Below are 22,754 nucleotides of genomic sequence, written 5' to 3' on the forward strand. Positions count from 1 at the left end.
CCCGGTGTAGTCTCCTCTCATGAGCGTGCCACTGACCCTTCTCGGCCTCCTCGAACGAGAGCCCAGCCACGGCTACGACCTGAAGCGCGACTACGACGCCTTCTTCGGCCGGGGCAAGCCACTGCCGTTCGGCCAGGTCTACTCCACCCTCAGCCGCCTGGCCCGGGACGGCAAGGTGGTGATCAGCGACGTCGCTCCCGGCGCCGGCCCGGACCGCAAGCGCTACATCATCACCGACGTCGGCGCGACCGAGGTGGAGCAGTGGCTGACCCAGCCGGTCGACCCGGAGCCACACCTGCAGACGGTGCTCTTCGCCAAGGTCGTGCTCGCGCTGATGCTGGACCGGCCGGCCGACGAATATCTCGACACCCAGCGCAGCGCGCACCTGCACCGGATGCGCGAGCTCACCGAGATCAAGCGCGCCGGCAGCCTCGTCGACGCGCTGCTGGCCGACCACGGCCTCTACCACCTGGAGGCGGACCTCCGGTGGATCGAGATGACAAGCGCCCGGCTGGACGCCCTGCGCAAGGAGGTACGGCCGTGAGCGTCATGATCGAAGCACGTGACGTGCGCTTCTCCTTCGGCCAGACCCCCGCCCTGCGCGGCGCCAGCGTCGCCGTGGAGGCGGGCGAGATCCTCGCCGTCATGGGCCCCAGCGGCTCGGGCAAGTCCACCCTGTTGCACTGCCTGGCCGGCATCCTCGTGCCCGACTCCGGCGAGATCCTCCTCGACGGGGCCCGGATCGACACCATGGCCGAGACCGGGCGCAGCGGCCTGCGCCGGGACCGCTTCGGCTTCGTGTTCCAGTTCGGCCAGCTCGTCCCCGAGCTCACCGCCGTGGAGAACGTCGCCCTGCCGCTCCTGCTCAGCGGCGTACACCGCAAGCAGGCGCTGCCGAAGGCGCAGGCCTGGTTCGCGCGCCTCGGCCTGGACGGTCTGGAGCAGCGCCGCTCCGGTGAGCTGTCCGGCGGGCAGGCGCAACGCGTCGCCCTCGCCCGGGGCCTGGTCGCCGAGCCGCAGGTCCTCTTCGCCGACGAGCCGACCGGCGCGCTCGACTCGCTCACCGGCGAACAGGTGATGGACCTGTTGGTGGGCGCCGCCCGCGAGCAGGGCACCACCGTCATCCTGGTGACCCACGAGCCGAGGATCGCCGCGTACGCCGACCGCGAGGTCATGGTCCGCGACGGGCGCGTCAACGCGCCGGACCGGATCGCCTCGTGATCCGCTTCGGGCTCCGCCTCGCCGTGGCCGGCGGCCGGGAGGCGCTCACCCGCCTGCTCGTCATCGCCGCCGCCGTCGCGATCGGCAGTGGACTGCTGCTGACCACCCTGGCCGGGGTCAACGCGGTCAACGCCCAGCTCACCCGGTACGCCTCGATGTATCCCCAGGCCTCGGCCGGCGACGCCGACCCGCTGTGGTGGTCGACCCGGTTCGACTACTTCCACGGCAAGCAGATCATCCGGATCGACGTCGCCGCTACCGGCGCGACCGCGCCCACCCCGGTCGGTGTCCCCACCACCCCTGGTCCCGGGCAGTTCTACGCCTCGCCCGCGTTGCGCGACCTGCTGGCCGCCCACCCGGCCGACCAACTGGGCGACCGCTACCCGGGGCGTGACCTCGGCACCGTTGGTCCGGCCGCGCTGACCTCACCGGACACCCTGCTCGTCATCGCCGGCGGCACCCCCGACCGGGTCGCCGCACTTCCGAACGCGAAGAAGGTCACAAGCGTCGGCGACACCCCCGCCCTCCCCGAGGCCACGGTGAACCTCATCCTGGGCGTCATCGCCGGCGGGCTGCTCTTCCCGGTGCTGATCTTCATCGGCACGGCCACCCGGCTCAGCGCCGCCCGCCGGGAGCATCGCTTCGCCGCGATGCGCCTGGTTGGCGCGACGCCCCGGCAGATCGCGATGGTCGCCGCGGTGGAGGCGGCCGCCGCCGCCGTCGCCGGCACCGCCGTCGGCTTAGGCCTGTTCTACGCCTTCCGCGGTCCGCTCGCGGCCATCCCGTTCAGCGGCATGCCGTTCTTCCCCAGTGACATGTCGCTGGGCCTGCTGGACGTCCTGCTCGTGGCGCTCGGCGTCCCGGCCGGCGCGGCGGTGGCGGCCCAGGTCTCGCTGCGCCGGGTACGGATCTCGCCGCTGGGCGTCACCCGGCGGGTCACGCCACGGGCACCGCGCGCGTATCGGCTGATCCCGGCCCTGCTCGGCGTCGCGGTGCTGTTCTTCGCCATCGGCTTCAAGCCGGAAACGTCCGACGGCCAGGCCGCTGTGTTCCTGCCCGGACTACTGCTCATCATGGCCGGCCTGGTGCTCGCCGGCCCCTGGCTGACGATGGTCGGCGCCCGCATCCTGGCCCGGTACGCCAACCGCCCGGCCACGCTCATCGCCGCGCGCCGCCTGGCCGACAACCCGAAGGCCGGCTTCCGGGCGATCAGCGGCATCATGCTCGCGCTCTTCGTCACGAGTGTGGCCGTCGGCGTGATCACCACGATCATTGCCAACCGCGGTCCGGCGCCGGTCGGCTCGACCGAGGCGGGGCGGGTGTCTCTCGCCCTTCCCGACGATGCGCCGGCGGCACCTGACTCGCTCTTCACCGGGCTTCGCTCCATCACCGGCGTGCGGTCCGCGACGGCAGTACGCGAGAACCCGGACTGGATGACCGCCAGCGAGCCCGGCCTGATCGCGTGCACCGACATTCCGAGCGCGTACGGCCGGTGTGCCGAGGGCGCCACCGTCGCCGAGGTGGCGACGGGCCTCGTCCCCTTCCGGGAGTCGGCCTCGTCCGCCCGGGTCTGGCCCTCCGCGTCGGTGTCGCTCGGCGATCTTCAACAGCTCCCGGTGCTGTCGATCGTCGTCGACACGGACGGCTCGGCAGCCGCCATCGAACGCTCACGTACCGCCCTCGAGGCCGCCTTCCCGACCTTCTGGGTCGGGCCGAACGTGCCCGGCGACTTCGAGGCGGACTTCGCGAACACGCTGCGCGGCTGGGAGCAACTGGCCAACGTCGTCATCGTGGCCAGCCTCGCGCTGGGCGGGTGCAGCCTCGCGGTCAGCGTCATCGGCGGTCTCACCGAGCGCCGACGCCCGTTCAGCCTGCTGCGTCTCAGCGGCGCGCCGGTGCGGGTGCTGCGCCGGGTGGTCGCGTTGGAGAGCGCGGTGCCGATGCTCGCCGTCGCCGCCGTCGCCATCGGCATGGGCCTGCTCGCCGCGCAGCTGTTCCTGCGGGCACAGATGCACTACACGCTTGTCGCGCCGGAGCCGCGCTTCTACGTGATCGTCGTGGTCGGACTGGTCGCCTGCCTCGGCGTCATCGCCTCCACCCTGCCGCTGCTGGAACGGATCACCGGTCCGGAGACCGCCCGCAGCGAGTGACAGTCAGAGCGTGGGCCCGGTGGTCGACAGCGCGACCACCGGGCCGACGACGAAGACCGCGGGCGGGCGAATCTCCTCCCGAGCGGCCAACGCGCCGATCTCGTCCAGCCGGGCGGGCAGCGACAACTGGTCGGGCTGTCCGGCGTCCTGCACCGCGAGCACCGGGGTCTCCGGGGCGCGGCCGTGCTCGATCAGCACTGACGCGATCTTGGCGATGGTGTCGACGGCCATCAGCAACACCACGGTGCCCCGTGCCCGGGCCAGCGCCGCCCAGTCGACGAGCGAGTCGGGGTGCCCGGGCGGTAGGTGTCCGGACACGACAGTGACGTCGTGCGCCACGCCCCGGTGCGTCACCGGCACGCCGGCGAGGGCCGGCGCGGCGATCGCGCTGCTCACCCCGGGGACCACTGTCACCGGCACACCGGCCGCCGCGCAGGCCTGCACCTCCTCGTGGCCGCGTCCGAAGACGTACGGGTCGCCGCCCTTGAGCCGGACCACCCGCCGGCCGGCGCGAGCGTGCGAGACCAGGGCCTCGTTGATCGCCTCCTGGGCCATCGACGGGCCACGGGGCACCTTTGCGGCGTCCACCACCAGCACGTCGGGGCGCAGCCCGGCGAGCAGCCCCTGCGGGGCCAACCGGTCGACCACCACCACGTCGGCGGCGTCGAGGAGGGCCTTTCCGCGTACCGTGATCAGGTCGTCGGGTCCCGGCCCGCCGCCGACCACGGCGACCGACCCATGGTCGTGGTGATCGTCGTGGTGAGGGCTGTGGTCGTGGCCGTGGTGATGGTGGTGGCCGACCGGGTCGTCGGGGTGGTCGTGCGGGCGTTGCGGGCGGCCCACCTTGTCGGCGAAGCCGGGCATCAGCACCCGGTACGCGCAGGTGTCGCAGTTCATCCGGATGTCCCCGCCCAGCGCCTCGGCGTGGCGTTCCCGGACCAGGTCGGCCAGGGCGTCGCAGTCGCCGATCACCTCGGCGACCCGCACGTCCAGGTCGGGGTGGGCGGCGGCGAACTCCGCCGACTGGGCGACGATCCGGTCCGGCAGCACGCCGGCGAACAGGAAGTACGGGGCCACGACGATCCGCCGCGCGCCGAGCCGACGCAGGCGCTCCAGCACCGCCGGCACCGACGGCTGGGCCAGGGAGACGAAGCCCGGCTCGACGCCCGCGTAGCCGCGCCCCTCCCAGACCAGCCGGGCGACCTTCGCGACCTCGGCGTTGGCGTCCGGGTCGGTGGAGCCCCGCCCGATCAACGCGACCCAGGTGCCGGCCCGGTCGGCCGTGTCCGTCTGAACCGCACCGGCCAGCGCCGTGCCGGCCCGCTCGGCACCCGCCAGCGCCGCGTCGATGCGTTGTTCGAGGGCGTCGTGCAGCAGCGGGTGCGGGCCGAGCGGGCGACCGTAGCGGTAGGTCAGCCCGGGGTGCCGCTCCTGTTCCCGCGCCATCGCGGCGGGGATGTCGCCCTTGCCGTGCCCGGCGGCGGTCAGCACCAGGGGCAGCGCCACAAGCGCCCGGTGCCCGCGCGCGACGAGCGCGCCGACCGCGTCGGTCAGCGGCGGGCGGGACAGCTCGATGAAACCACCCTCGACGTCGCCGACGTCACCGCGACGACGGACCCGCTCGACGAGGGCGGCGAACTGGTCGACCCCGGCCGCGCTGCGCGTACCGTGCCCGACGATGACCAACCCGGTCATGACTTCTCCTCGATGTAGAGCAGGGCGTTGAGGGCGGCGGCGGCGACCGCCGAACCGCCCTTCTCCCCCACGTTCGACACGGCGGGCAGGCCACTGGCCCGCAGCGCCGCCTTCGACTCGGCGGCCCCCACGAAGCCGACCGGCAGGCCGACGACGAGCGCCGGTGCGGCGTCCAGGGTGAGCAGTTCGACAAGCGCGGTCGGCGCGCAGCCGACCACCCAGACCGCGCCCGGACCGACCCGCTGCAGCGCGATCCGCACGGCCGCCGCCGAGCGGGTGATGCCGGCCGAGCGACCCAGCTCGGCGGCGGCCGGCTCGGCCACCGGGCAGACCAACTCCAGGCCGGCGCGGGTGATGCCGGCGGCGACCATCGCCACGTCGGTGACGACGGGAGCCCCGGCGCGCAACGCGCCCAGCCCCGACTCCAGGGCGGCCTCGTCGCAGACCAACTCGTCGACGTACCCGAGGTCGGCGCTGGCGTGCACCACCCGCTCGGTCACCGCCCGGGTCAGCGGCGGCAGGTGCGACAGGTCGACCCGCTCGCGCAGGATGCGGTACGACTCCACCTCGATCGGGTGCACCACCCTGCTCATCGGGCTCCTTCCTGAGGGTCGAGCACGCGGATCGCGTCGACCGGGCAGATCTCCAGGCACTCCAGGCAGCCGGTGCAACGGTCGGCGCGGACCGTGAGGCCGCCGGCGACCGGCCAGATCGCGTGCGTGGGGCAGGTGAGCAGGCACGCGCCGCAGCCCTGGCAGGCGTCGATCGTCACGAGCGCCACCGGTACCCCCGAGGTGTCACCATCCGGCCGGCGACAAGCCTCGTGTCGCTGCTGCCGACCACCACGACGCTGTACATGTCGACGACGGCCGGGTCGAGGGTGGTCAGGGTCGCCAGGTGCACCCGCTCGCCCTGGCGGCTGGCGTTGCGCACCACACCCACCGGGGTGTCCGGTGGCCGGTGCGCGGCGAGGATGCCGAGCGCCTTGCCGAGCTGCCAGTCCCGGGCCCGACTGCGCGGGTTGTAGAACAGCGTCACGAAGTCGCCCTCGGCCGCCGCGGTCACCCGCCGCTCGATGACCTCCCACGGGGTGTGCAGGTCGGACAGGCTCACGTAGGCGTGGTCGTGGCCGAGCGGGGCGCCGAGCAGCGCGCCGGCGGCGAGCGCCGCGGTCACCCCGGGCACACCCACCACGTCGATGCGCTCGTCGGCGTACTCCAGGGCGGGGCTGGCCATCGCGTACACCCCGGCGTCGCCGGACCCGACGAGCGCGACCGCCCGGCCGGCGACGGCCTCGGCGACGGCGGCGCGGGCCCGTGCCTCCTCCGCGCCGAGGCCGCTGGACAGCACCCGGGTGCCCGGCCGGAGCACGTCGCGGACCTGGTCGAGGTACTGGTCCAGGCCGACCACCACGGCCGCGCGACGCAGCTCGGCCACCGCGCGGGGGGTGCGCAGGTCGGCGGCGCCGGGCCCGAGCCCGACCACGGCGAGCCGGCCGCGCGGCGCGTGCCGGGCCACCGCCACGGTGGCCATCGCCGTCGCGGTCTTCCCGACCAGCAACGTCGCGTCGTCGGCCCGGCCGTCCGGTCCGAGCAGGGCCGCGGCCTCCGCCACGCTCGGCGTGCCGACCGCGGCGCGGACCACCTCGCTGGGATGCGGCACGTCGACGGTGGCCAGCCGCGTCGCCGGCCAGGTCACCAGGGGTACGCCGAGCGTGTCCGCGGTGCGCAGGATGCCCGCCTCGTCGGCCTTGATGTCGGCGCTGGCCAGGCAGCGCAGGCTCGCCGGGTCGAGGCCGGCCTCGGCCAGCACCCGGTGCAGCAACTCCGCCACCTCGCCGGCCGGTACGCCCCGACTCGCGCCGACCCCGGCGACAAGCGACGGTGGTCGCAGCACGGCGGTACGCCCGTCCAGCGGCACCACCCGGTCGGTGACCAACAGTCGGTACCCGACACCCACCGCGTCGCCGCTGTCGGCCCCGATGTTCGTGGCGATGGGCTGTGGGTGGACGTTCGGGGGCAGGGCGGGCAGCGGCCAGTCGGCGTCGGCGACGAGCCGGACCGGCTCACCGTCCAGGATGGCCCGGGACACCGCGGCGACCGCGCCCTGCACGGGCCAGCCGAGGGTGTCCAGCCCCGGCAGGCCGACCGTGTCGGTGGCGGTGGTGATCACCGGTCGGGCGTCCAGCAGGGCACCGACCCGCTCGGCGAGGTCGTTGCCGCCGCCGGCGTGTCCGCCGAGCAGCGCCACGGCGTGCCGGGCGGCCTCGTCGACGACCACCACGGCCGGGTCGCTGCGCTTGTCGGCGAGCAGCGGCGCGAGGATCCGCACCACCGCCCCGGTGGCCAGGAACGCGACCACCGCGTCGCACTCCACCCAGGCGGTCCGCAGCGCGTCGGCGACGCTCTCCCCCTGCACCAGCCGGGCGTGCGGCCAGGCGGCGGCGACGGTGTGCGCGTGTCGACGGCCGGCGGCGGTGGCCGCCACCAGACCGATGCGGGCGGGCGGATTCTCGTGGTTCACGGGCGCTCCCCGGTGAGGACGACCACCGGGTTGGTGGCCGCGAGGCGGATCGACCCACCGGGCAGGTCGGCGAGGCGGGCGGCGGAGAGCTGGGCGCCCTCGACCGTGTAGCCGGCGGCGCGCAGCAGACCCACGGCCGGCGCGACCCGGTCCAGGGCGGCCAGGGTGAGCACCACCCGCTCGGGCCGGCGGGCCACCACGGCGGCGAGGACGTCGACCCCGCCACCGCCGACGAAGACCGCGTCCGGCTCGGGCAGGCCGGCCAGCGCCTGCGGGGCACGACCGGAGACGAGCCGGACGTGCACGGCGTGCGCGGTCGCGTTGGCCCGGATGCTCGCGCCGGCTCCGGGGTCCTGTTCGACGGCGAGCACGGCCGCGCCGAGCAGCGCGCACTCGATGCCCACCGAGCCGCTGCCCGCGCCGACGTCCCAGATCAGCCGGCCCAGCCGGGGGCGCAGCCGGGCGACGACGAGGGCGCGCACCTCCGACTTGGTGATCATGGAGTCGCGGTGGGCGTACCGGTCCTCCGGCAGGGCCCAGCCGCCGGCCGGCGCGGCGGCCGGCTGGTTGTCGGCGCGCATCCCACCGGGCCCGACCCGACCACGGGCGGAGTCGGCCGAGTCGGGTGCGGCTTCGGCCGGGTCGGGCGCGGGGTCGGCGCGGCCGGCGGGGGCGGGCGCGGATTCGACAGGCCCGGCGTCGGCGAGGCTGAGCAGGACGTGGGGGTCGGCCCAGGTTGCGGCGGCGGCCTGTTCGGGGGTCGCCGCGCGGATCCGTTCGGCGTCGGTGCCCAGGTGCTCGGCGACCAGCAGGCGGCGGGACCAGCCGATCAGGCCGGCGCCCAGCTCGGCGGCGCCGGCGCCGGGCGCGGTGAGCACCGCGACCAGCGGCAGCGCCCGGCACGCGTTGAGGGCCGGGCGCGGGTCGCGCCCGTGCGCGGTGACGACAGCGGCGCCGTCCCAGGGCAGGCCGGCGCGGGCGAACGCGGCGGCCACACTCGACACCGCCGGCACCACCCGCAGCGGCAGCCCGGCCGCGCGCAGCCGCCGGACGATGCCGAACAGGCCGGGGTCGCCGCTGGCCAGCACCACGGCCGGCACCCCGGCGGCGACGGCCTCGACCAACCGGTGCAGGGCGGGGGCGAGCGGCCCGAGAGCGACGGTGTCCGCGCCGGCCGGTACGGGCACCGCGGCCAGGTGTCGGGCCGCCCCGACGACAAGCCCGGCCCCGGCCAGCGCGGGCGCGAGGGCCGGGTGCGGCGGCGCGCCGACCGCGTCCAGCCCGACCACTGTCACCAGCGCCTCCGGGCCGGCCGCGGCCGCCAGCGCCTCCGGTGCCGCCAGGTTCGCCAGCGGATCCGGGGACGTCCGGCTCATCGGGGCCACCGCCCCGACGAGGCGACCACGTGCGCTCCGGCGAAGTCGACCATCGCCACGTCCACGGTGACCGTCGGCCCGGCGAAGCGTCGCAGCACCTGGCGGACCCGTTGGCAGAGCAGGTCACCGGCCGGGGCGAGCAGCCCGGCGGCCTCCCACAGCTCGTACGCGTGCCGCCCGGTGTTCGCCTCGGTCACGGCGGTGACAAGCGACGGGTCGCCGCCGGCCTCGGCGGTCACCGCGCCGAGCAGGGACAGGTCCACCTTCGAGCGGGTGTAGTGGGTCATCAGGATGCCCGCCGCGAGTTTGGCCAGCTTGCCGGCCATGCCGACGAAGACCACACCTGTCATCTCGTCACCCACGGCGGCGGTGACGGCGGCCCCGGTGAAGTCACCGACCTCGACGAAGCACACCTCGGGCAGGTCGGGCAGGAGCGCGCGGGCGGCCCGCTCGGTACGCCCGCCGGTGCAGAGCACCACGGTCCGCTCGCCCTGGGCGGCCATCACGTGCACGGCCTGCACCACGCTGGCCCGCCACGACGCCGTGGAGAACGGGCGGACGATCCCGGTGGTGCCGAGGATCGAGATGCCCCCGAGGATGCCCAGCCGGCGGTTTGTGGTCTTACGGGCCATGATCTCGCCCCGGGGCACGCTGATCACCACCCGGACGCCCACCTCGCTGAGGTCGACGACCTCGGCCACCGCCTCGCCGATCATCCGGCGGGGAGTGTCGTTGATCGCCGGGCCGCCGACGGCGAGCCCGAGGCCGGGTTTGGTGACCGTGCCGACGCCGGCGCCGCCGGCGAGCCGCAGACCGGGGACGTCGGTCCAGTCCACGGTGGCGGTCAGCTCGGCCCCGTGGGTGACATCCGGGTCGTCGCCGGCGTCCTTGACCACCACCGCCTCGGCGCGCACCGGTGGGGTGCCGGTCAGCTCGCAGCGTTCCACTCCGAAGCGCACCCGCTTGCCGGCGGGAAGGCCGATCTCCACGTCCGGCTGGATCTCGCCGGTGACGAGCGCGGTCACCGCTGCCTTGGCCGCCGCCGTGGCGCACGCGCCGGTCGTCCAGCCGGTCCGCAGCGCGGTGGGGCGTACCTTCGCGGTCCGGGGCAGGTCCGGCTCGCGCAGCGGCGGCTCGGCGTACGTCATGGTGTGTGCCCCGGTGTGGCTGTCCCCCCGGTGCGGGCGCCGGCCTGGCGGCGCAGCTCGGCGCGGGCGGCCGGCTCCGCGCGGCGGAAGGTGTGGAAGTGCCCCGGGTGGTACAGGTGCGAACGGGTGCCCTCGGCGGCCAGTGCCGGCCCCACCAGGAAGAGGGTGTGCTTCCACAGCTTGTGCTGCTTGACGGTCGCCTCCAGGGTGCCCACCGTGCAGCGCACCACCAGCTCGTCGGGCCAGGTCGCCTGGTACGCCACGACGGCCGGGGTGTCCGCCGGGTAGCCGCCGGCCAGCAGCTCGGCCTGTACCTGCCCGGAGCGGGCGGCGGAGAGGAACAGCGCCATCGTGGTGCCGTGCCGGGCGAAGTCGCGGACCCGCTCACCGGGCGGCATCGGGGTCTTGCCGCCTTCGAGGCGGGTGAGGATCACCGACTGGGCCACCTCGGGCACGGTCAGCTCCCGCCCGACGATCGCCGCGACGGCGGTGAACGAGGAGACCCCGGGCACGATCTCGACGGCCAGGCCGAGCGCCCGGCACACGTCCAGTTGCTCCTGCACCGCCCCCCACAGCGCCGGGTCGCCGGAGTGGATCCGCGCCACGGTCAGCCCCTGCGCGGCGGCCCGCTCATACAGTGGCAGCACACCCTCGATGGGCAGCTGCGACGAGTCGACGATCTCCGCGCCGGACCGGGCGTGGCCGAGCACGTCGGCGTGCACCAGGCTGGCCGCCCAGATCACGATGTCCGCCTCGGCGATCACCCGGGCGGCCCGCAGGGTCAGCAGGTCCGCCGCGCCGGGGCCGGCTCCGACGAACCACACCTTGCCGTCGCTTGTCACAGTTTTCCTCCTCGGTGCTCGCGGCGGGCCGGGACCAGCAGCGTCGACAGGTACGGCAGGTCGGGCGCGGTGTCGTCGACCGGGCCGACGCGTTCGCCGGGCAGCCCCAGGCTGCGCCCGAGCACGGCGTCGGCGAGGCGGCCCTGCCGGCGCAGCTCGGCGAGCAGCTCCGGGTGCCGCCGCCAGCCCTTGTAGGCGACCACGGTGCCCGGCCCGGCGAGGGCGTCGGCGAACAGCGCCAGGCCGGCGGTGGCCGGCAGCAGGGTCAGCGGTTCGCGCCCCTCGCAGAGCGGGATGCCGCTGCGCGCCGCCAGCTCCTGCATGGCGGTGACACCGGGCACCGTCGCCACCCGCACCGCCGGGCGCAGGGCGCGGACGCTCTGCGCCAGGTAGCCGAATGTGGAGTAGACGTTGGGGTCGCCGATCGTCGCGAACGCCAGCGACCGCGCGCCCGCGTCGAACGCCTCGACCACCACCCGGGCCGCGTCGTCCCAGGCCGCCGCCCGGCGGGCGGTCACCCCACCCCTGTCGTCCAGGGCGAACGGCAGCCGGCGCAGCCGATCCACCGGGACGTGGGACCGGACGGTCGCCTCGGCCCGCCCGGCGTCCGCACCCGCAGGCGTCGCGGCGGCGGTCGCGGTGGGCTCGACCCGGTCCGCCATCACGGGTACGAAGACCAGATCGGCCTCGCGCAGCACCCGCACCGCCTTGACGGTGAGCAGTTCCGGGTCACCCGGGCCGACCCCCACCCCGGTCAGCGTGGCGTCGGCCGATCCGCCGGCCCGACTGTCGTCGGCGCTCATCGGCACGCCCGCACGAGGCGGCGGGCCGCGTCGGGGTGACCGGCCCAGTGGGTGTGCAGGTAGGAGGCGTGCACCCGACCGCTCACGAAGCCGTGCTCCGCGTCGTCCCAGCGCCACGCCGACGCCTCGCCGTGCCGCGGGTCGGTGGTGGTGCGGTGGAACTCGTGGCCGCGTACCTGTTCGCCGGCGCGGGCCACCGGGGAGTCGGTGGCGGCCAGGGCCTCGCGGTAGCCGAGGGTGAGCCGGCCGGTCATCCGGGCGGTCAGGTCCAGCCGACCGCACATCGGTACGCCGTCCAGGGACCGCCCGAGGTAGAGCAGCCCGGCGCACTCGGCCACGATCGGCCCGTCGAAGTCGGCCAGCTCGGCGCGGAGCGTGGCGTTGCCGGCCAGCGCCTCCGCGTACGCCTCGGGGAACCCGCCGCCGATGACCACCGCGCGGGTGCCGCTGGGCAGAGCCGGATCGTGCAGCGGGTCGACGGTGACCACGTCCGCGCCGGCAGCGGTGAGCAGTTCTGCGGTCTCCGCGTAGGAGAAGGTGAAGGCGGGGCCACCGGCGAGCGCGACGAGTGGTCGTTCGGCGTCGGCCGGCCCACCGACGGCGGCGACCGGGTCCCACGCCGGGCCGGTCAGCGGCGGGGCGGTCCGGGCCAGGTCGAGCACCGCGTCCAGGTCCACGGTGGCCTCGACCAGTTCGGCGAGCGCGGCGACGATCGCCAGGGACTCGGGGGCCCGCTCGGCGACCGGGACCAACCCGAGGTGCCGGGCCGGCGCGGCCACCTCGACGGCGCGGGTGACGGCCCCGAGCACCGGTACGCCCACCTCGGCGAGGGCGTCGCGGAGCAGCGACTCGTGTCGGGGTGAGCCGACCCGGTTGAGGATCACGCCGCCGATGCGTACCGCCGGGTCGAACGCGGCCATGCCCAGCGTCAGGGCGGCGGCGGAACGGCCCTGTGCGGTGGTGTCCAGCACCAGCAGCACGGGTGCGTCGATCAGCCGGGCGACGTGCGCGGTGGACGCGTAGTCGCGGCGGCCGACCGCCCCGTCGTGCAGGCCCATGACGCCCTCGACGACGGCGATGTCGGCGGGTGTCGGGACGCTCGCGCCGTGGCGCAGCAGCGGGGCGATCCGTTCGGCCCCGACCAGGAAGGGGTCGAGGTTGCGCCCTTCTCGCCCGGCGGCGAGGGCGTGGTAGCCGGGGTCGATGTAGTCGGGGCCGACCTTGTGCGGGCTGACCGTCAGGCCGCGACGGCGCAGCGCGGCGAGCAGCCCGGTGGCGACTGTCGTCTTGCCGTGGCCGCTGGCCGGCGCGGCGACCACCAGCCGGGGCAGCGCCCAGGGTGTGCTCACCACTCGATGCCCTTCTGGCCCTTCTGGCCGGCGTCCATCGGGTGCTTGACCTTTGTCAGCTCGGCCACCAGGTCGGCGGCGGCGACCAGGCGCGGGTCGGCGTCCCGGCCGGTGATGACCACGTGTTGGAAGCCGGGGCGGTCGGCCAGGGTGGCGACCACCTCGTCGACGTCCACCCAACCCCACTTCATCGGGTAGGTGAACTCGTCGAGCACGTACAGCCCGTAGCGCGCGGCGGCCAGGTCACGCTGGATCTGCCGCCACCCCTCCAGGGCGTCGGCGGCGTGGTCGGCCTCGCCGCCGCGCTGGATCCACGACCAGCCCTCGCCCATCTTGTGCCAGGCCACCGGCGCGCCCTGGCCGGTGCGCTCGTGCACCTCGCCGAGCGCCCGGAAGGCGTTCTCCTCACCCACCCGCCACTTGGCGCTCTTGACGAACTGGAACACGCCGATCGGTAGACCGGCCGTCCAGGCCCGCAACGCCAGCCCGAAGGCGGCCGTCGACTTCCCCTTCATCTGCCCGGTATGGACGATCAGGAGCGGTCGATGCCGCCGCTGCCGGGTGGTCAACCCGTCAGCGGGCACGTGACTCGGCTGTCCCTGCGGCATCAGCAGTCCCCCCGTCCCGCGGGCATTCCCGCGATCTTGCAGTTTCTGTCGGTCATCTGCGCACTTGATCCCGTTATGCCGCGACAGAAAGTGCAAGATCGCGGGGGTGGGTGACGGCTTCCAGGGTGGTTTTCGGGGCGTTCAGCTGGGTTGCCAGGCGGGTTGCCAGGTTGAGGCGGACCGGGCCGGACTCGCAGTCGACGACCACGCAGGGGGCGGCCGTCGCGGCCAGGACCTTTGCCGCTGTTGCCGCGCGGTCGAGAGGGCGGGTGCCGGCGGTGGCTCTGCCGTCGGTGACGATGAGGACCAGCGGGCGGCGCTTCGGGTCGCGCAGGCGTTCCACCCGCAGCAGATCCGCGGCGGCGAGCAGGCCCTCGGCCAACGGCGTACGCCCGCCGGTGGGCAACTCGGCCAGCCGGGTCGAGGCGGCCAGCACCGACGACGTCGCCGGCAGCAGGGTCCGGGCGCCGCTCCCCCGGAACGCGATCACCGCGACCTTGTCCCGCCGCTGGTACGCGTCGGTGAGCAGGGCGAGGACCGCGTCCTTGACGGCGCTCATCCGCTGCCGGGCGCCCATCGAGCCGCTGGCGTCCACCACGAACAGCACCAGGTTGCCCTCACGCCCCTCGCGGACGGCCTCCCGCACGTCCTCCGGGCGCAACCGCAGCGGGCCGGCCAGCCGTCCCCGCAACGCCTGATGCGGCGCGGCGGCGCGGATCGTGGCCGGCAGGTGCAGCGCGCCGACACGGCCCGCCGGCACCCGGGCGCCGGTAGTCCGACCCCGTCCGGTGCGGGCGCGCGACCGCCGGCCCGGCACCCCGTCACCCACGCCGGGCGCGGTGAGCACGCGCGCCCGCAACCCACCCCGGGGTACGGCCACCGACTGGGACTCCCCGCCACGAGTCGCGTCGTCGTCACCGGTCGCCGAGTCCTGGCCCCCACGCGAGCGCGAGTTCTGGCCGTCGGCGCCTCGGTCGCCCGCCTGGCGCTGCCACCCGTCGTCGCCTCGCTGACGCTGCGGCCCGTCGTCGTCGCCTCGCTGGCGCTGCGGCCAGCCGTCGTCATCGCCCGTCGGGTGCTGCGGCCAGCCGTCGGCACCGTCCGGGCCGTCGGTGCGCCCGTCCGGGCCGCTGCCGTCCCGCGCCGCCGAGTGCCCGGCCGACCCGGGTCCACCCTGGTCGCCGCCGTCACCGCCCTGCGGGCCGCCGCCGTTCGGGCCGCCATTGCCGGCCGGGCCGCCATTGCCGGCCGGGCCGCCATTGCCGGCCGGGCCGCCATTGCCGGCCGGGCCACCGCCCTGCGGGCCGGTGTCGTCGGGGCCACGGTCGTCGGGGCCGCCGTCGTCCGGGTCGTCGGGGTGGGCGTCCTGGGCACGCTGCAACGCCTCGTCGAGACGCTTCTCGTCCAACCCGGGGGTGTCGAACGGGTCGCGGCGGCGGCGGTGCGGCAGGGCCAACCGGGCAGCCACCCGGACGTCGTCGATGCTGACCCGGTCCCGGCCGTGCCAGGCGGCGTGGGCGAGAGCGGCACGGGCGGTGACGATGTCGGCGCGCATACCGTCCACGTCGAACGCGGCGCACACCTCGGCGATCTGCCGCAGCGCGGCGTCCGGAAGGCGTACCCCGGGAAGCCGGCGGCGGGCGGCAGCCACCTGGCCGGCGATCTCCGCGTCGGCGTCGGCCCACCGGGCGGCGAACCCGGCCGGGTCGGCGTCGGCGGCGAGCCGACGGCGGACCACCTCGACCCGGACCTCCGGGTCCCGGCTGGCGCCCACCTCGACGGTGAGCCCGAACCGGTCGAGTAGCTGCGGACGCAGCTCCCCCTCCTCCGGGTTCATGGTGCCCACCAACAGGAACCGGGCCGCGTGGCTGACCGACACGCCCTCCCGCTCGACGTGGCTGCGACCCATCGCCGCCGCGTCCAACAGCAGGTCGACGAGGTGGTCGTGCAGCAGGTTGACCTCGTCGACGTAGAGCACGCCCCGGTGCGCGGCGGCGAGCAGGCCCGGCTCGAAGGCGCGTACCCCCTCGCCGAGGGCCTTCTCCAGGTCCAGCGAACCGACCACCCGGTCCTCGGCGGCGCCGACCGGCAGCTCCACGAGACGGGCCGGACGGGTCTCGGCGGCAGCGTCGGCGGGGTGGGGGCCGTCCGGGCAGGCCGGGTCCGGCTCGGCCGGGTCACACCCGAAGCGGCAGCCGGCGACCCGGCGGACCGGGGGCAGCAGCGCGGCGAGTGCCCGCACCGCTGTGGACTTGGCGGTCCCCTTCTCACCCCGGACCAGCACGCCGCCGATCGCCGGGGACACCGCGTTGAGCAGCAGCGCCAACCGCATGTCGGCCATGCCGAGCACCGCGCTGAACGGATAGGTCGTGGTCGCGGCGACGGTCTCGGTCATGCCCGGTCCTCCAGATCGCCCTCGCTGGCCAGGTACGTGTCGCGCAGCCGGTCCAGGGTGGCCGGCTCGGGTTTGGCCCACAGCCCCCGGTCGGCGGCCTCCAGCAGCCGCTCGGTGATGCCGCGCAGCGCCCACGGGTTGGACTGCTCCAGGAACTCGCGGGTGGTGTCGTCGAACAGGTACGCGGCGGCCAGGTGCTCGTACATCCAGTCGTCCACCACCCCGGCGGTGGCGTCGTAGCCGAACAGGTAGTCCACGGTGGCGGCCAGCTCGAACGCGCCCTTGTAGCCGTGCCGGCGCATCGCGGCGATCCACTTCGGGTTGACCACCCGGGCCCGGAACACCCGCCGGGTCTCCTCGCCCAGCGTGCGGGTCCGCACGTCGTGCGGCATCGCCGAGTCACCCACGTACGCCTGCGGTGACGTCCCGGTGAGGTGGCGGACCATCGCCACCATCCCGCCGTGGTACTGGAAGTAGTCGTCGGAGTCGACGATGTCGTGCTCGCGGGTGTCCTGGTTCTTCACCGCCACCGCGATCCGGGCGAAGGAGCGTTCCATGTCGGCGCGCGCCTCCCGCCCGTCCAGGCCCCGGCCGTAGGCGTAGCCGCCCCACACCGCGTACACCTCGGCCAGGTCGGCGTCGCTGCGCCAGGTCCGGGCGTCGATCAGCGGCAGCAGGCCCGCGCCGTACGCCCCGGGCTTGGAGCCGAAGATCCGGGCGGTGGCCCGCCGCTCGTCGCCGTGCTCGGCGAGGTCCGCGGCGACGTGCGCCCGCAGGTAGTTCTCCTCGTCCGGCTCGTCCAGGGCGGCGACCCGCCGGACGGCGTCGTCGAGCAACGCCACCACGTGCGGAAACGCGTCGCGAAAGAAACCGGAGATCCGCACGGTCACGTCGACGCGGGGCCGACCCAGCTCGGCGGTCGGCACCACCTCGATGCCGGTGACCCGCCGGGACCGCTCGTCCCAGACCGGTCGGCAGCCCAGCAGCGCGAGCACCTCGGCGATGTCGTCGCCCTGCGTGCGCATGGCGCTGGTGCCCCACACGGTCAACCCCACCGAGCGGGGGTACGCCCCGGTGTCGGCGAGGTGCCGGGCCAGCAGCGAGTCGGCGAGGGCCACCCCCACGTCCCAGGCGTTGCGGCTGGGGATGGCCTTGGGGTCGACGGAGTAGAAGTTGCGCCCGGTGGGCAGCACGTTGACCAGGCCCCGGGTGGGTGAGCCAGACGGGCCGGGCGGCACGAACCGTCCGTCGAGCGCGCCGAGGGTGTTCGTCAGCTCGTCGGTGGTGCGGTCCAGTCGGGGCACCAGCTCGGTGGCGGCGAAGTGCAGCACGGCGGCGACGTCCGGGATCGACTGGCCGGTCACCTCCGCGACGACGGCGTCCACGGCCCCGGCGTCCCAGGCCAGCGTCTCCATCCCGACGACCAACCGCCGGGCCAGCGCCTCGATCAGGTCGATCGCGTCGGCGGCGGTGCCGGCCGGCCCGTCCACCACGTCGGTCAACGCCGTGGGCACCGCCAGTCGCTGTCCCGGTGCCGCCAGCAGCTCCTGCTCGTCGAGGGAGTACGCGACGGCGAGCGCCTGCCGCAGGCCGGGCAGGGCGCGGGCGCCGCCCCAGATCTGCGGGGCGCGCAGCACCGCGAGGACCAGGTTGACCCGGGGCTCACCGGTGGGCGCGTCGGCGAGGATGTGCAGCCCGTCGCGGATCTGCACGTCCTTGACCTCGCAGAGGTACCCGTCGAGGTGCAGCACGAACTCGTCGAAGTCGTCCGCGTCGGGCATCGCCTCGGCGTGCAGGTCGTGGTGCAGCTCCGCCGCGCGTACGAGGTCCCAGATCTGCGCCCGCACGGTGGGCACCTTCGCCGGGTCGAGGGCCTGCACGGTGGCGTACTCGTCGAGCAGTTGCTCCAGCTTGGCCAGGTCGCCGTAGGTCTCGGCGCGGGCCATCGGCGGCACCAGGTGGTCGATCACCACGGCGTGCGCCCGGCGCTTGGCCTGGGTGCCCTCGCCCGGGTCGTTGACGATGAACGGGTAGACCAGCGGCAGGTCACCGAGGACCGCGTCGGGGGCGCAGTCGGCGGCCAGGCCGAGGCCCTTGCCGGGCAGCCATTCGAGGGTGCCGTGCTTGCCCAGGTGCACCACGGCGTCCGCGCCGAAGCCGCCGTCCGCGACGGGCGCGGTCAACCAGCGGTACGCGGCCAGGTAGTGGTGACTGGGCGGCAGGTCCGGGTCGTGGTAGATGGCGATCGGGTTCTCCCCGAAGCCGCGCGGCGGCTGGATCAGCAGCACCACGTTGCCGAAGCGCAGCCCGGCGAGGACGATGTCCCCGCTCTCGGTATAGAGCTGGCCGGGCGGCTCACCCCAGTGCTCCCGCATCCGCTCACGCAGCTCGGCGGGGACCTGGTCGAACCACCGCCGGTACGTCGGCCCCGGTATCCGGGCCTCGGCGGCGGCCAACTGCTCCGGGGTGAGCCACTCCACGTCGTGACCACCGGCGGCGATCAGCGCGTGGATCAGCGCGTCGCCGTCGTCGGGCGGTGGCCCGTCACCCAGGTCGTAGCCGGCCTCGGCCAGCGCGGCGAACAGCCGGACCGCCGAGACCGGGGTGTCCAGCCCGACGGCGTTACCGACCCGGGAGTGCTTGGTGGGGTACGAGCTGAGCACCACGGCGACCCGCTTGTCGGCGGCGGGCACGTACCGCAGTCGGGCGTGGCGCACGGCGATCCCGGCCACCCGGGCGGCCCGGTCGGCGTCGGCCGCGTAGACCGACAGCCCGTCGGCGTCGATCTGCTTGAACGAGAACGGCACGCTGACGATCCGGCCGTCGAACTCGGGGATGGCCACCTGCATGGCCGCGTCCAACGGGGACAGCCCGGCGTCGCTGCCGGCCCACTGCTCGCGGGTGCTGGTCAGGCAGAGCGCCTGGATGATCGGCACGTCCAGGGCGGCCAGGGCGCCGACGTCCCAGGCGTCCTCGTCGCCTCCCCCGGAGGCGTCCGCGGCGACCGCGCCACCGGCCGCGAGCACGGTGACCAGCAGCGCGTCGCAGCGGGCGAAGAGCCCGAGCGGGCCCGCGCCGGTGGTCAGGCCCCGCAGCGAGCCGCAGAAGATCGGCAGCGGGTTGCCGCCGGCTCTGTGGACGGCGTCCGCGAGGACGTCGACGAACCCGGTGTTGCCGGCGAGGGCGTGCGCCCGGTAGAAGACGATCCCCACGGTGGGCCGCCGCGGGTCGGTCGGGTGCTCGCCGTGCACGCCGTACGCCGGGGTCGGCGCGGGTGGGGCGAACCCCTCGCCGGTGAGCAGCACCGTGTCGGAGAGGAACCGGGCCAACTGCGCCAGGTTGTCCGGCCCGCCCTCGACCAGGTACGCCAGCGCCTGGGTGACAACCCCGGACGGCACGGTCGAGATGGCCATCAGCTCCGCGTCGGGCAGCGCCTCGCCGCCGAGCACCACCGTCGGCACACCCGTGGCGAGCACCGCGGCGAGACCGTCCGGCCACGCCTGCCGACCGCCGAGCAGGCGTACGACGACGAGGGCGACCCCGTCGAGCAGGGCGGGCACCTCGTCGGCGGCGACCCGCGCGGGGTTGGCGAGCCGGTAGTCGGCGCCGCTGGCGCGGGCGGCCAGCAGGTCGGTGTCGGCGGTGGAGAGCAGCAGGATGCGCACGGCAGGCTCCGGAGAGTGACGTCCTGGCCGCCACGGAGGCGGCCCGGACGAAGCGGGTGGGTACGGCGTCAGCCGGTACGACGGCCCCGGGTGGACGGCACGCCGACGCGGACGTCGGGGCCGGTCAGCGCCGAGCGCTCGACTCAGCGGTACCGGAAGCCAACGGCCTGGCGTACGCCGCGGCGGCCGGCCCGAGACGTGCCGGCGCGGCCGGCCGTGGGCGCGGCGCAGCGCCCGCGATGCGGGTCATGACGATAATCGTCGATGAATGAGACGCTGTGCGTCATCAGGTCCTCCTCGGGTGTCCACGCCCTGGGGCACATCCCGACGGCCGAAGTATCCTGGCTTCCGGATCGACGCTCTCCCCCGGCCTTCCAGCCGCAGACACACGGCCGTGACTCACGAGGGGGGATCGCTCCCCGGTGACAGTGGCGGGACCGCGTCGGAATCGCACCGACTTCCTTCACTGCCGTCAGGCCGCGAATGCTGCCACACCGCCGCGCCGCCGGTCAACGCCGACCCCGGCGTCGCCCGGCCACGCTCACCACATTGACCTGCGGAAATATCGGCGCGCGGGGTGGCCTGACGCACGAGACGGCGAGCTGACTGGCCGGTGGCGGAGGGCGCCCGCGCAAGGGGGCCGAGTGTCGGTGTGACTTCGTTGGAGCTGATGCCGTAGGCGACTCGGCACCGGCGCGCTCCGCCCTACGTCACTCGTGCTCGAAGCGGCGTGGCCGCCGGGCCAGCGACAGCCAGCCGAGAAAACGGGCGTGCATGTTGGCCAGGTCGGGGCGACCGCCGAGACTGTACAAGTCGTGAATCGCCTCGTTCAGGCAAGACGTCAGGTAGAGGGCCAGCGCCAGCGAGTGGCCGTAGAACTCGGCGACGAGATCGAGTTGGGCGCGGGGGCACGGCCACGGGGCGGCACAGTTGCGGCACAACCAGGCGGGGCGCATGGGCAGGTGTGGGCGGGACCGGGAACGCACACCACGACCCTGCGCACCGCAACCGCCGCCATCCATCACAGTGGACGATTTTTCGGCGGATAACTTTCTTCCGCCCTCCGGATGTCCTTCGGCGCGGCCATCCGACGACTGGATAGGCTGACCCTCAGCCCTTGAGCAGGAACGGAGCCATTCGTGAGCGTCCGGACGACTGCCGCGCTTAGCATCTCCGACCTGATGTGGGACACCACCGACATGCTCGATGCCTTGGCGGCTCGCGATGTCGCTCAGGTGTTCCGGCTCGTCCAGCGGGCCACCCACGCCAGCCAAACCACGGTCGGTGTCGCCACCGGTCTCAGCCAGGCGCAGGTCAGCGAGATCACCAGTGGTGCCCGCCGGGTCAGTAGCATCGACGTTCTCACCCGCATCTGCACCGGCTTGTCCATGCCACGCCATGCACGCATGACGCTCCTCCTCGGCGAACGCGAGCCGGCCCTGGACCTCGCCGGTCAACAGGCCGACGAGGCTGTGCGGGACCGGTGCGCTGATGTCACCGCGATCTATTCCAGCCGGTCAGATTTCGTGGCGGAGATGCCGCCGCACGTCCTCTTCGACCGTGCCACGGACATCCGGGCGTCCGGCCTGTCACTCAACCTCATCTGTCAGCAGTACGCGGACAACCGTCTTCTGAAGCTCCTCGCCGCCGGCACCCGCCTCCGTTGCCTGTTCCTCGACCCGGCCGGCCAGGCGATCAGGCGATCAGGCGACAGGAGCGTGAGGACGACTATCCGGACGGACACCTGAGCGCTCTCACCGAACTCAACATTCAGAACCTCGCCCGCCGCATTCGGGACCGACTCCCCGCAGGTGCCCGAGACCACCTCACCATCGGCGTCTACGACGAGTCCATCCGCGCCAACGTGCTTCTGGTCGATGACCGACTCTGCGTTGTTCAGCACTACCTACCACGGATGCGAGGCGTCGACTGTCCGACGATGGTCATCGAGCGCAGCGCGGGCCCTTCCGGCCTCTACCCGATATTCGACGAGATGTTCACCTCACTGTGGGATCGCAGCCGCCAGCTATGACCGACTACGCCCGCCTCCTGCCCCTCGCACAGCAGGCCGTCGACCTGGCGCACGACCTGATGCGGACACTCCAGCCCGGTGCGCTGACCTTCAAGGGTGACCGCGACATGGCTTCCGAGGTGGACTACGCCATCGAGCGGCAGGTTCGCACGCATCTGGCCGCCAAGGCGCCCGACATCGGTTTCCTCGGCGAGGAGTACGGCAGCAGCGACGACGCCAGCGCACTGACCTGGGCACTCGATCCCGTCGACGGCACTGTCAACTTCGTCCACGGCTCACCCCTGTGCGCGATCTCCCTCGGCCTCCTGCACGGCGCGGACGCCGTCCTCGGCGTCATCGACCTGCCGTTCCTCGGCACCCGCTACCACGCCGCCAAGGGACACGGGGCCTACGCCAACAACCGCCGCATCCACGCCAGCCGGGTCACCGACCTCACCGACGCCGTCGTCGCCATCGGCGACTACGCGGTCGGCACCGGGGCCAGCCGGAAGAACGCCGAACGACTCGCCATCACCGAGCAGCTCACCCGGCACGTCCAACGGATCCGCATGCACGGGTCCGCCGCGATCGACCTCGCCTGGTTGGCGCACGGCAAGATCGACGCGTTCATCATGCTCAACAACAAACCCTGGGACACCGTCGCGGGCGTCGCGGTCGCCCGAGAGGCGGGCGCCCTGGTCGTCGATGTCGACGGCACGCCGCACAGCGCGCACGCTGTCGCCACGATCGGCGGCAACGAGCTGCTCCTACCGCCCGTCCTCACGCTCGTCCAGCGATCACTCGAACGTGCGGCGCCCGGCTAGGAGCGCGGGTCGGTAACGGGCAAGGTGTCGGGTGATCGTGACGGGCCGGAGCCTGTCGTGGTCGCGCGGTTCGGATGACGGTGCCCACTCCGACGGGGCTGTGGCACTTGCGATCCGCTCTGCCAAAACGCGAGGTCCGATTGC

The 22,754-nt window shown here is 74.4% G+C and carries 19 protein-coding genes and 1 riboswitch; of the genes, 6 read left to right on the plus strand and 13 right to left on the minus strand.

Translation table 11 applies throughout. The features are described 5' to 3' along the window. Nucleotides 1–19 precede the first annotated feature (19 nt). The 3 genes from ACLQ29_RS25315 to ACLQ29_RS25325 are packed head-to-tail and all read left to right on the plus strand — an operon-like array spanning nucleotide 20 to nucleotide 3,371. Nucleotides 20–544 carry a PadR family transcriptional regulator gene (locus tag ACLQ29_RS25315; RefSeq protein WP_425773954.1) on the plus strand — a complete coding sequence of 175 codons (525 nt, stop codon included), beginning with the start codon at nucleotides 20–22 and terminating at the stop codon, nucleotides 542–544. Then, nucleotides 541–1,221 (plus strand): ABC transporter ATP-binding protein, encoded by a 681-nt coding sequence (locus tag ACLQ29_RS25320; protein ID WP_425773955.1) that lies wholly within the window; start codon nucleotides 541–543, stop codon nucleotides 1,219–1,221. The genes ACLQ29_RS25315 and ACLQ29_RS25320 overlap by 4 nt, the downstream gene beginning before the upstream one ends. Further along, nucleotides 1,218–3,371: an FtsX-like permease family protein gene (locus ACLQ29_RS25325; protein WP_425773956.1), complete on the plus strand. Its 2,154-nt coding sequence runs from the start codon at nucleotides 1,218–1,220 to the stop codon at nucleotides 3,369–3,371. Before ACLQ29_RS25320 ends, ACLQ29_RS25325 begins: the two co-directional genes overlap by 4 nt. A gap of 3 nt (nucleotides 3,372–3,374) precedes the next feature. Here ACLQ29_RS25325 and cobA read toward each other — a convergent pair whose 3' ends face one another. From cobA to ACLQ29_RS25390, 13 genes are all read right to left on the minus strand, one after another. Beyond that, nucleotides 3,375–5,066: a uroporphyrinogen-III C-methyltransferase gene (gene cobA, locus ACLQ29_RS25330; RefSeq protein WP_425773957.1), complete on the minus strand. Its 1,692-nt coding sequence runs from the start codon at nucleotides 5,064–5,066 to the stop codon at nucleotides 3,375–3,377. Continuing rightward, nucleotides 5,063–5,659 (minus strand): precorrin-8X methylmutase, encoded by a 597-nt coding sequence (locus ACLQ29_RS25335; protein ID WP_425773958.1) that lies wholly within the window; start codon nucleotides 5,657–5,659, stop codon nucleotides 5,063–5,065. Before ACLQ29_RS25335 ends, cobA begins: the two co-directional genes overlap by 4 nt. Then, nucleotides 5,656–5,847 carry a 4Fe-4S binding protein gene (locus ACLQ29_RS25340; RefSeq protein ID WP_393370817.1) on the minus strand — a complete coding sequence of 64 codons (192 nt, stop codon included), beginning with the start codon at nucleotides 5,845–5,847 and terminating at the stop codon, nucleotides 5,656–5,658. Before ACLQ29_RS25340 ends, ACLQ29_RS25335 begins: the two co-directional genes overlap by 4 nt. Beyond that, entirely contained in the window at nucleotides 5,835–7,589 is a 1,755-nt protein-coding gene (cobJ, locus tag ACLQ29_RS25345; RefSeq protein WP_425773959.1) for a precorrin-3B C(17)-methyltransferase, read from the minus strand. The genes ACLQ29_RS25340 and cobJ overlap by 13 nt, the downstream gene beginning before the upstream one ends. Then, nucleotides 7,586–8,965 carry a precorrin-6y C5,15-methyltransferase (decarboxylating) subunit CbiE gene (gene cbiE / locus ACLQ29_RS25350; protein ID WP_425773960.1) on the minus strand — a complete coding sequence of 460 codons (1,380 nt, stop codon included), beginning with the start codon at nucleotides 8,963–8,965 and terminating at the stop codon, nucleotides 7,586–7,588. The genes cobJ and cbiE overlap by 4 nt, the downstream gene beginning before the upstream one ends. Further along, nucleotides 8,962–10,113 (minus strand): cobalt-precorrin-5B (C(1))-methyltransferase, encoded by a 1,152-nt coding sequence (locus tag ACLQ29_RS25355; RefSeq protein ID WP_425773961.1) that lies wholly within the window; start codon nucleotides 10,111–10,113, stop codon nucleotides 8,962–8,964. The genes cbiE and ACLQ29_RS25355 overlap by 4 nt, the downstream gene beginning before the upstream one ends. After that, nucleotides 10,110–10,955 (minus strand): precorrin-4 C(11)-methyltransferase, encoded by an 846-nt coding sequence (gene cobM / locus ACLQ29_RS25360; protein ID WP_425773962.1) that lies wholly within the window; start codon nucleotides 10,953–10,955, stop codon nucleotides 10,110–10,112. Before cobM ends, ACLQ29_RS25355 begins: the two co-directional genes overlap by 4 nt. Beyond that, a complete protein-coding gene (gene cobI / locus ACLQ29_RS25365; protein ID WP_425773963.1) occupies nucleotides 10,952–11,758 on the minus strand; it encodes a precorrin-2 C(20)-methyltransferase in 807 nt (268 codons plus the stop codon). Before cobI ends, cobM begins: the two co-directional genes overlap by 4 nt. Then, a complete protein-coding gene (locus ACLQ29_RS25370) occupies nucleotides 11,755–13,110 on the minus strand; it encodes a cobyrinate a,c-diamide synthase (protein ID WP_425773964.1) in 1,356 nt (451 codons plus the stop codon). Before ACLQ29_RS25370 ends, cobI begins: the two co-directional genes overlap by 4 nt. Further along, a complete protein-coding gene (gene cobO / locus ACLQ29_RS25375) occupies nucleotides 13,104–13,715 on the minus strand; it encodes a cob(I)yrinic acid a,c-diamide adenosyltransferase (protein WP_425773965.1) in 612 nt (203 codons plus the stop codon). The genes ACLQ29_RS25370 and cobO overlap by 7 nt, the downstream gene beginning before the upstream one ends. A 73-nt stretch (nucleotides 13,716–13,788) precedes the next feature. Next, nucleotides 13,789–16,110: a VWA domain-containing protein gene (locus tag ACLQ29_RS25380; RefSeq protein ID WP_425773966.1), complete on the minus strand. Its 2,322-nt coding sequence runs from the start codon at nucleotides 16,108–16,110 to the stop codon at nucleotides 13,789–13,791. After that, complete coding sequence (gene cobN, locus ACLQ29_RS25385; protein WP_425773967.1) at nucleotides 16,107–19,775, minus strand: cobaltochelatase subunit CobN; 3,669 nt, start codon at nucleotides 19,773–19,775, stop codon at nucleotides 16,107–16,109. The genes ACLQ29_RS25380 and cobN overlap by 4 nt, the downstream gene beginning before the upstream one ends. 312 nt (nucleotides 19,776–20,087) lie before the next feature. Then, nucleotides 20,088–20,264: riboswitch (cobalamin riboswitch) on the minus strand. A gap of 221 nt (nucleotides 20,265–20,485) precedes the next feature. Further along, nucleotides 20,486–20,761, minus strand: coding sequence for a hypothetical protein (locus ACLQ29_RS25390; RefSeq protein WP_425773968.1), 276 nt, complete (start codon nucleotides 20,759–20,761; stop codon nucleotides 20,486–20,488). A gap of 195 nt (nucleotides 20,762–20,956) precedes the next feature. Between ACLQ29_RS25390 and ACLQ29_RS25395 the strand changes: the two genes are divergently transcribed. Genes ACLQ29_RS25395 through ACLQ29_RS25405 form a run of 3 tightly spaced genes read left to right on the plus strand, consistent with a single transcriptional unit; the run spans nucleotide 20,957 to nucleotide 22,610 of the window. Continuing rightward, entirely contained in the window at nucleotides 20,957–21,523 is a 567-nt protein-coding gene (locus ACLQ29_RS25395) for a DUF5919 domain-containing protein (RefSeq protein ID WP_425773969.1), read from the plus strand. After that, on the plus strand, nucleotides 21,439–21,807 hold the full coding sequence (locus ACLQ29_RS25400; RefSeq protein WP_425773970.1) for a DUF5919 domain-containing protein: 369 nt from the start codon (nucleotides 21,439–21,441) through the stop codon (nucleotides 21,805–21,807). Before ACLQ29_RS25395 ends, ACLQ29_RS25400 begins: the two co-directional genes overlap by 85 nt. After that, on the plus strand, nucleotides 21,804–22,610 hold the full coding sequence (locus tag ACLQ29_RS25405; protein WP_425773971.1) for an inositol monophosphatase family protein: 807 nt from the start codon (nucleotides 21,804–21,806) through the stop codon (nucleotides 22,608–22,610). Before ACLQ29_RS25400 ends, ACLQ29_RS25405 begins: the two co-directional genes overlap by 4 nt. The last annotated feature ends 144 nt before the right edge of the window (nucleotides 22,611–22,754 follow it).

This window comes from Micromonospora sp. DT228 (assembly GCF_049841595.1).
Lineage (GTDB): Bacteria > Actinomycetota > Actinomycetes > Mycobacteriales > Micromonosporaceae > Micromonospora.

What these genes read in the sequence shown, in the direction of transcription:
- cobA (WP_425773957.1), bottom strand. Translation starts at nt 5,066, where the DNA reads ATGACCGGGTTGGTCATCGTCGGGCACGGTACGCGCAGCGCGGCCGGG.
- ACLQ29_RS25395 (WP_425773969.1), top strand. Translation starts at nt 20,957, where the DNA reads ATGTGGGACACCACCGACATGCTCGATGCCTTGGCGGCTCGCGATGTC.
- ACLQ29_RS25405 (WP_425773971.1), top strand. Translation starts at nt 21,804, where the DNA reads ATGACCGACTACGCCCGCCTCCTGCCCCTCGCACAGCAGGCCGTCGAC.
- cbiE (WP_425773960.1), bottom strand. Translation starts at nt 8,965, where the DNA reads ATGAGCCGGACGTCCCCGGATCCGCTGGCGAACCTGGCGGCACCGGAG.
- ACLQ29_RS25355 (WP_425773961.1), bottom strand. Translation starts at nt 10,113, where the DNA reads ATGACGTACGCCGAGCCGCCGCTGCGCGAGCCGGACCTGCCCCGGACC.
- cobO (WP_425773965.1), bottom strand. Translation starts at nt 13,715, where the DNA reads ATGCCGCAGGGACAGCCGAGTCACGTGCCCGCTGACGGGTTGACCACC.
- ACLQ29_RS25335 (WP_425773958.1), bottom strand. Translation starts at nt 5,659, where the DNA reads ATGAGCAGGGTGGTGCACCCGATCGAGGTGGAGTCGTACCGCATCCTG.
- ACLQ29_RS25380 (WP_425773966.1), bottom strand. Translation starts at nt 16,110, where the DNA reads ATGACCGAGACCGTCGCCGCGACCACGACCTATCCGTTCAGCGCGGTG.
- ACLQ29_RS25315 (WP_425773954.1), top strand. Translation starts at nt 20, where the DNA reads ATGAGCGTGCCACTGACCCTTCTCGGCCTCCTCGAACGAGAGCCCAGC.
- cobI (WP_425773963.1), bottom strand. Translation starts at nt 11,758, where the DNA reads ATGAGCGCCGACGACAGTCGGGCCGGCGGATCGGCCGACGCCACGCTG.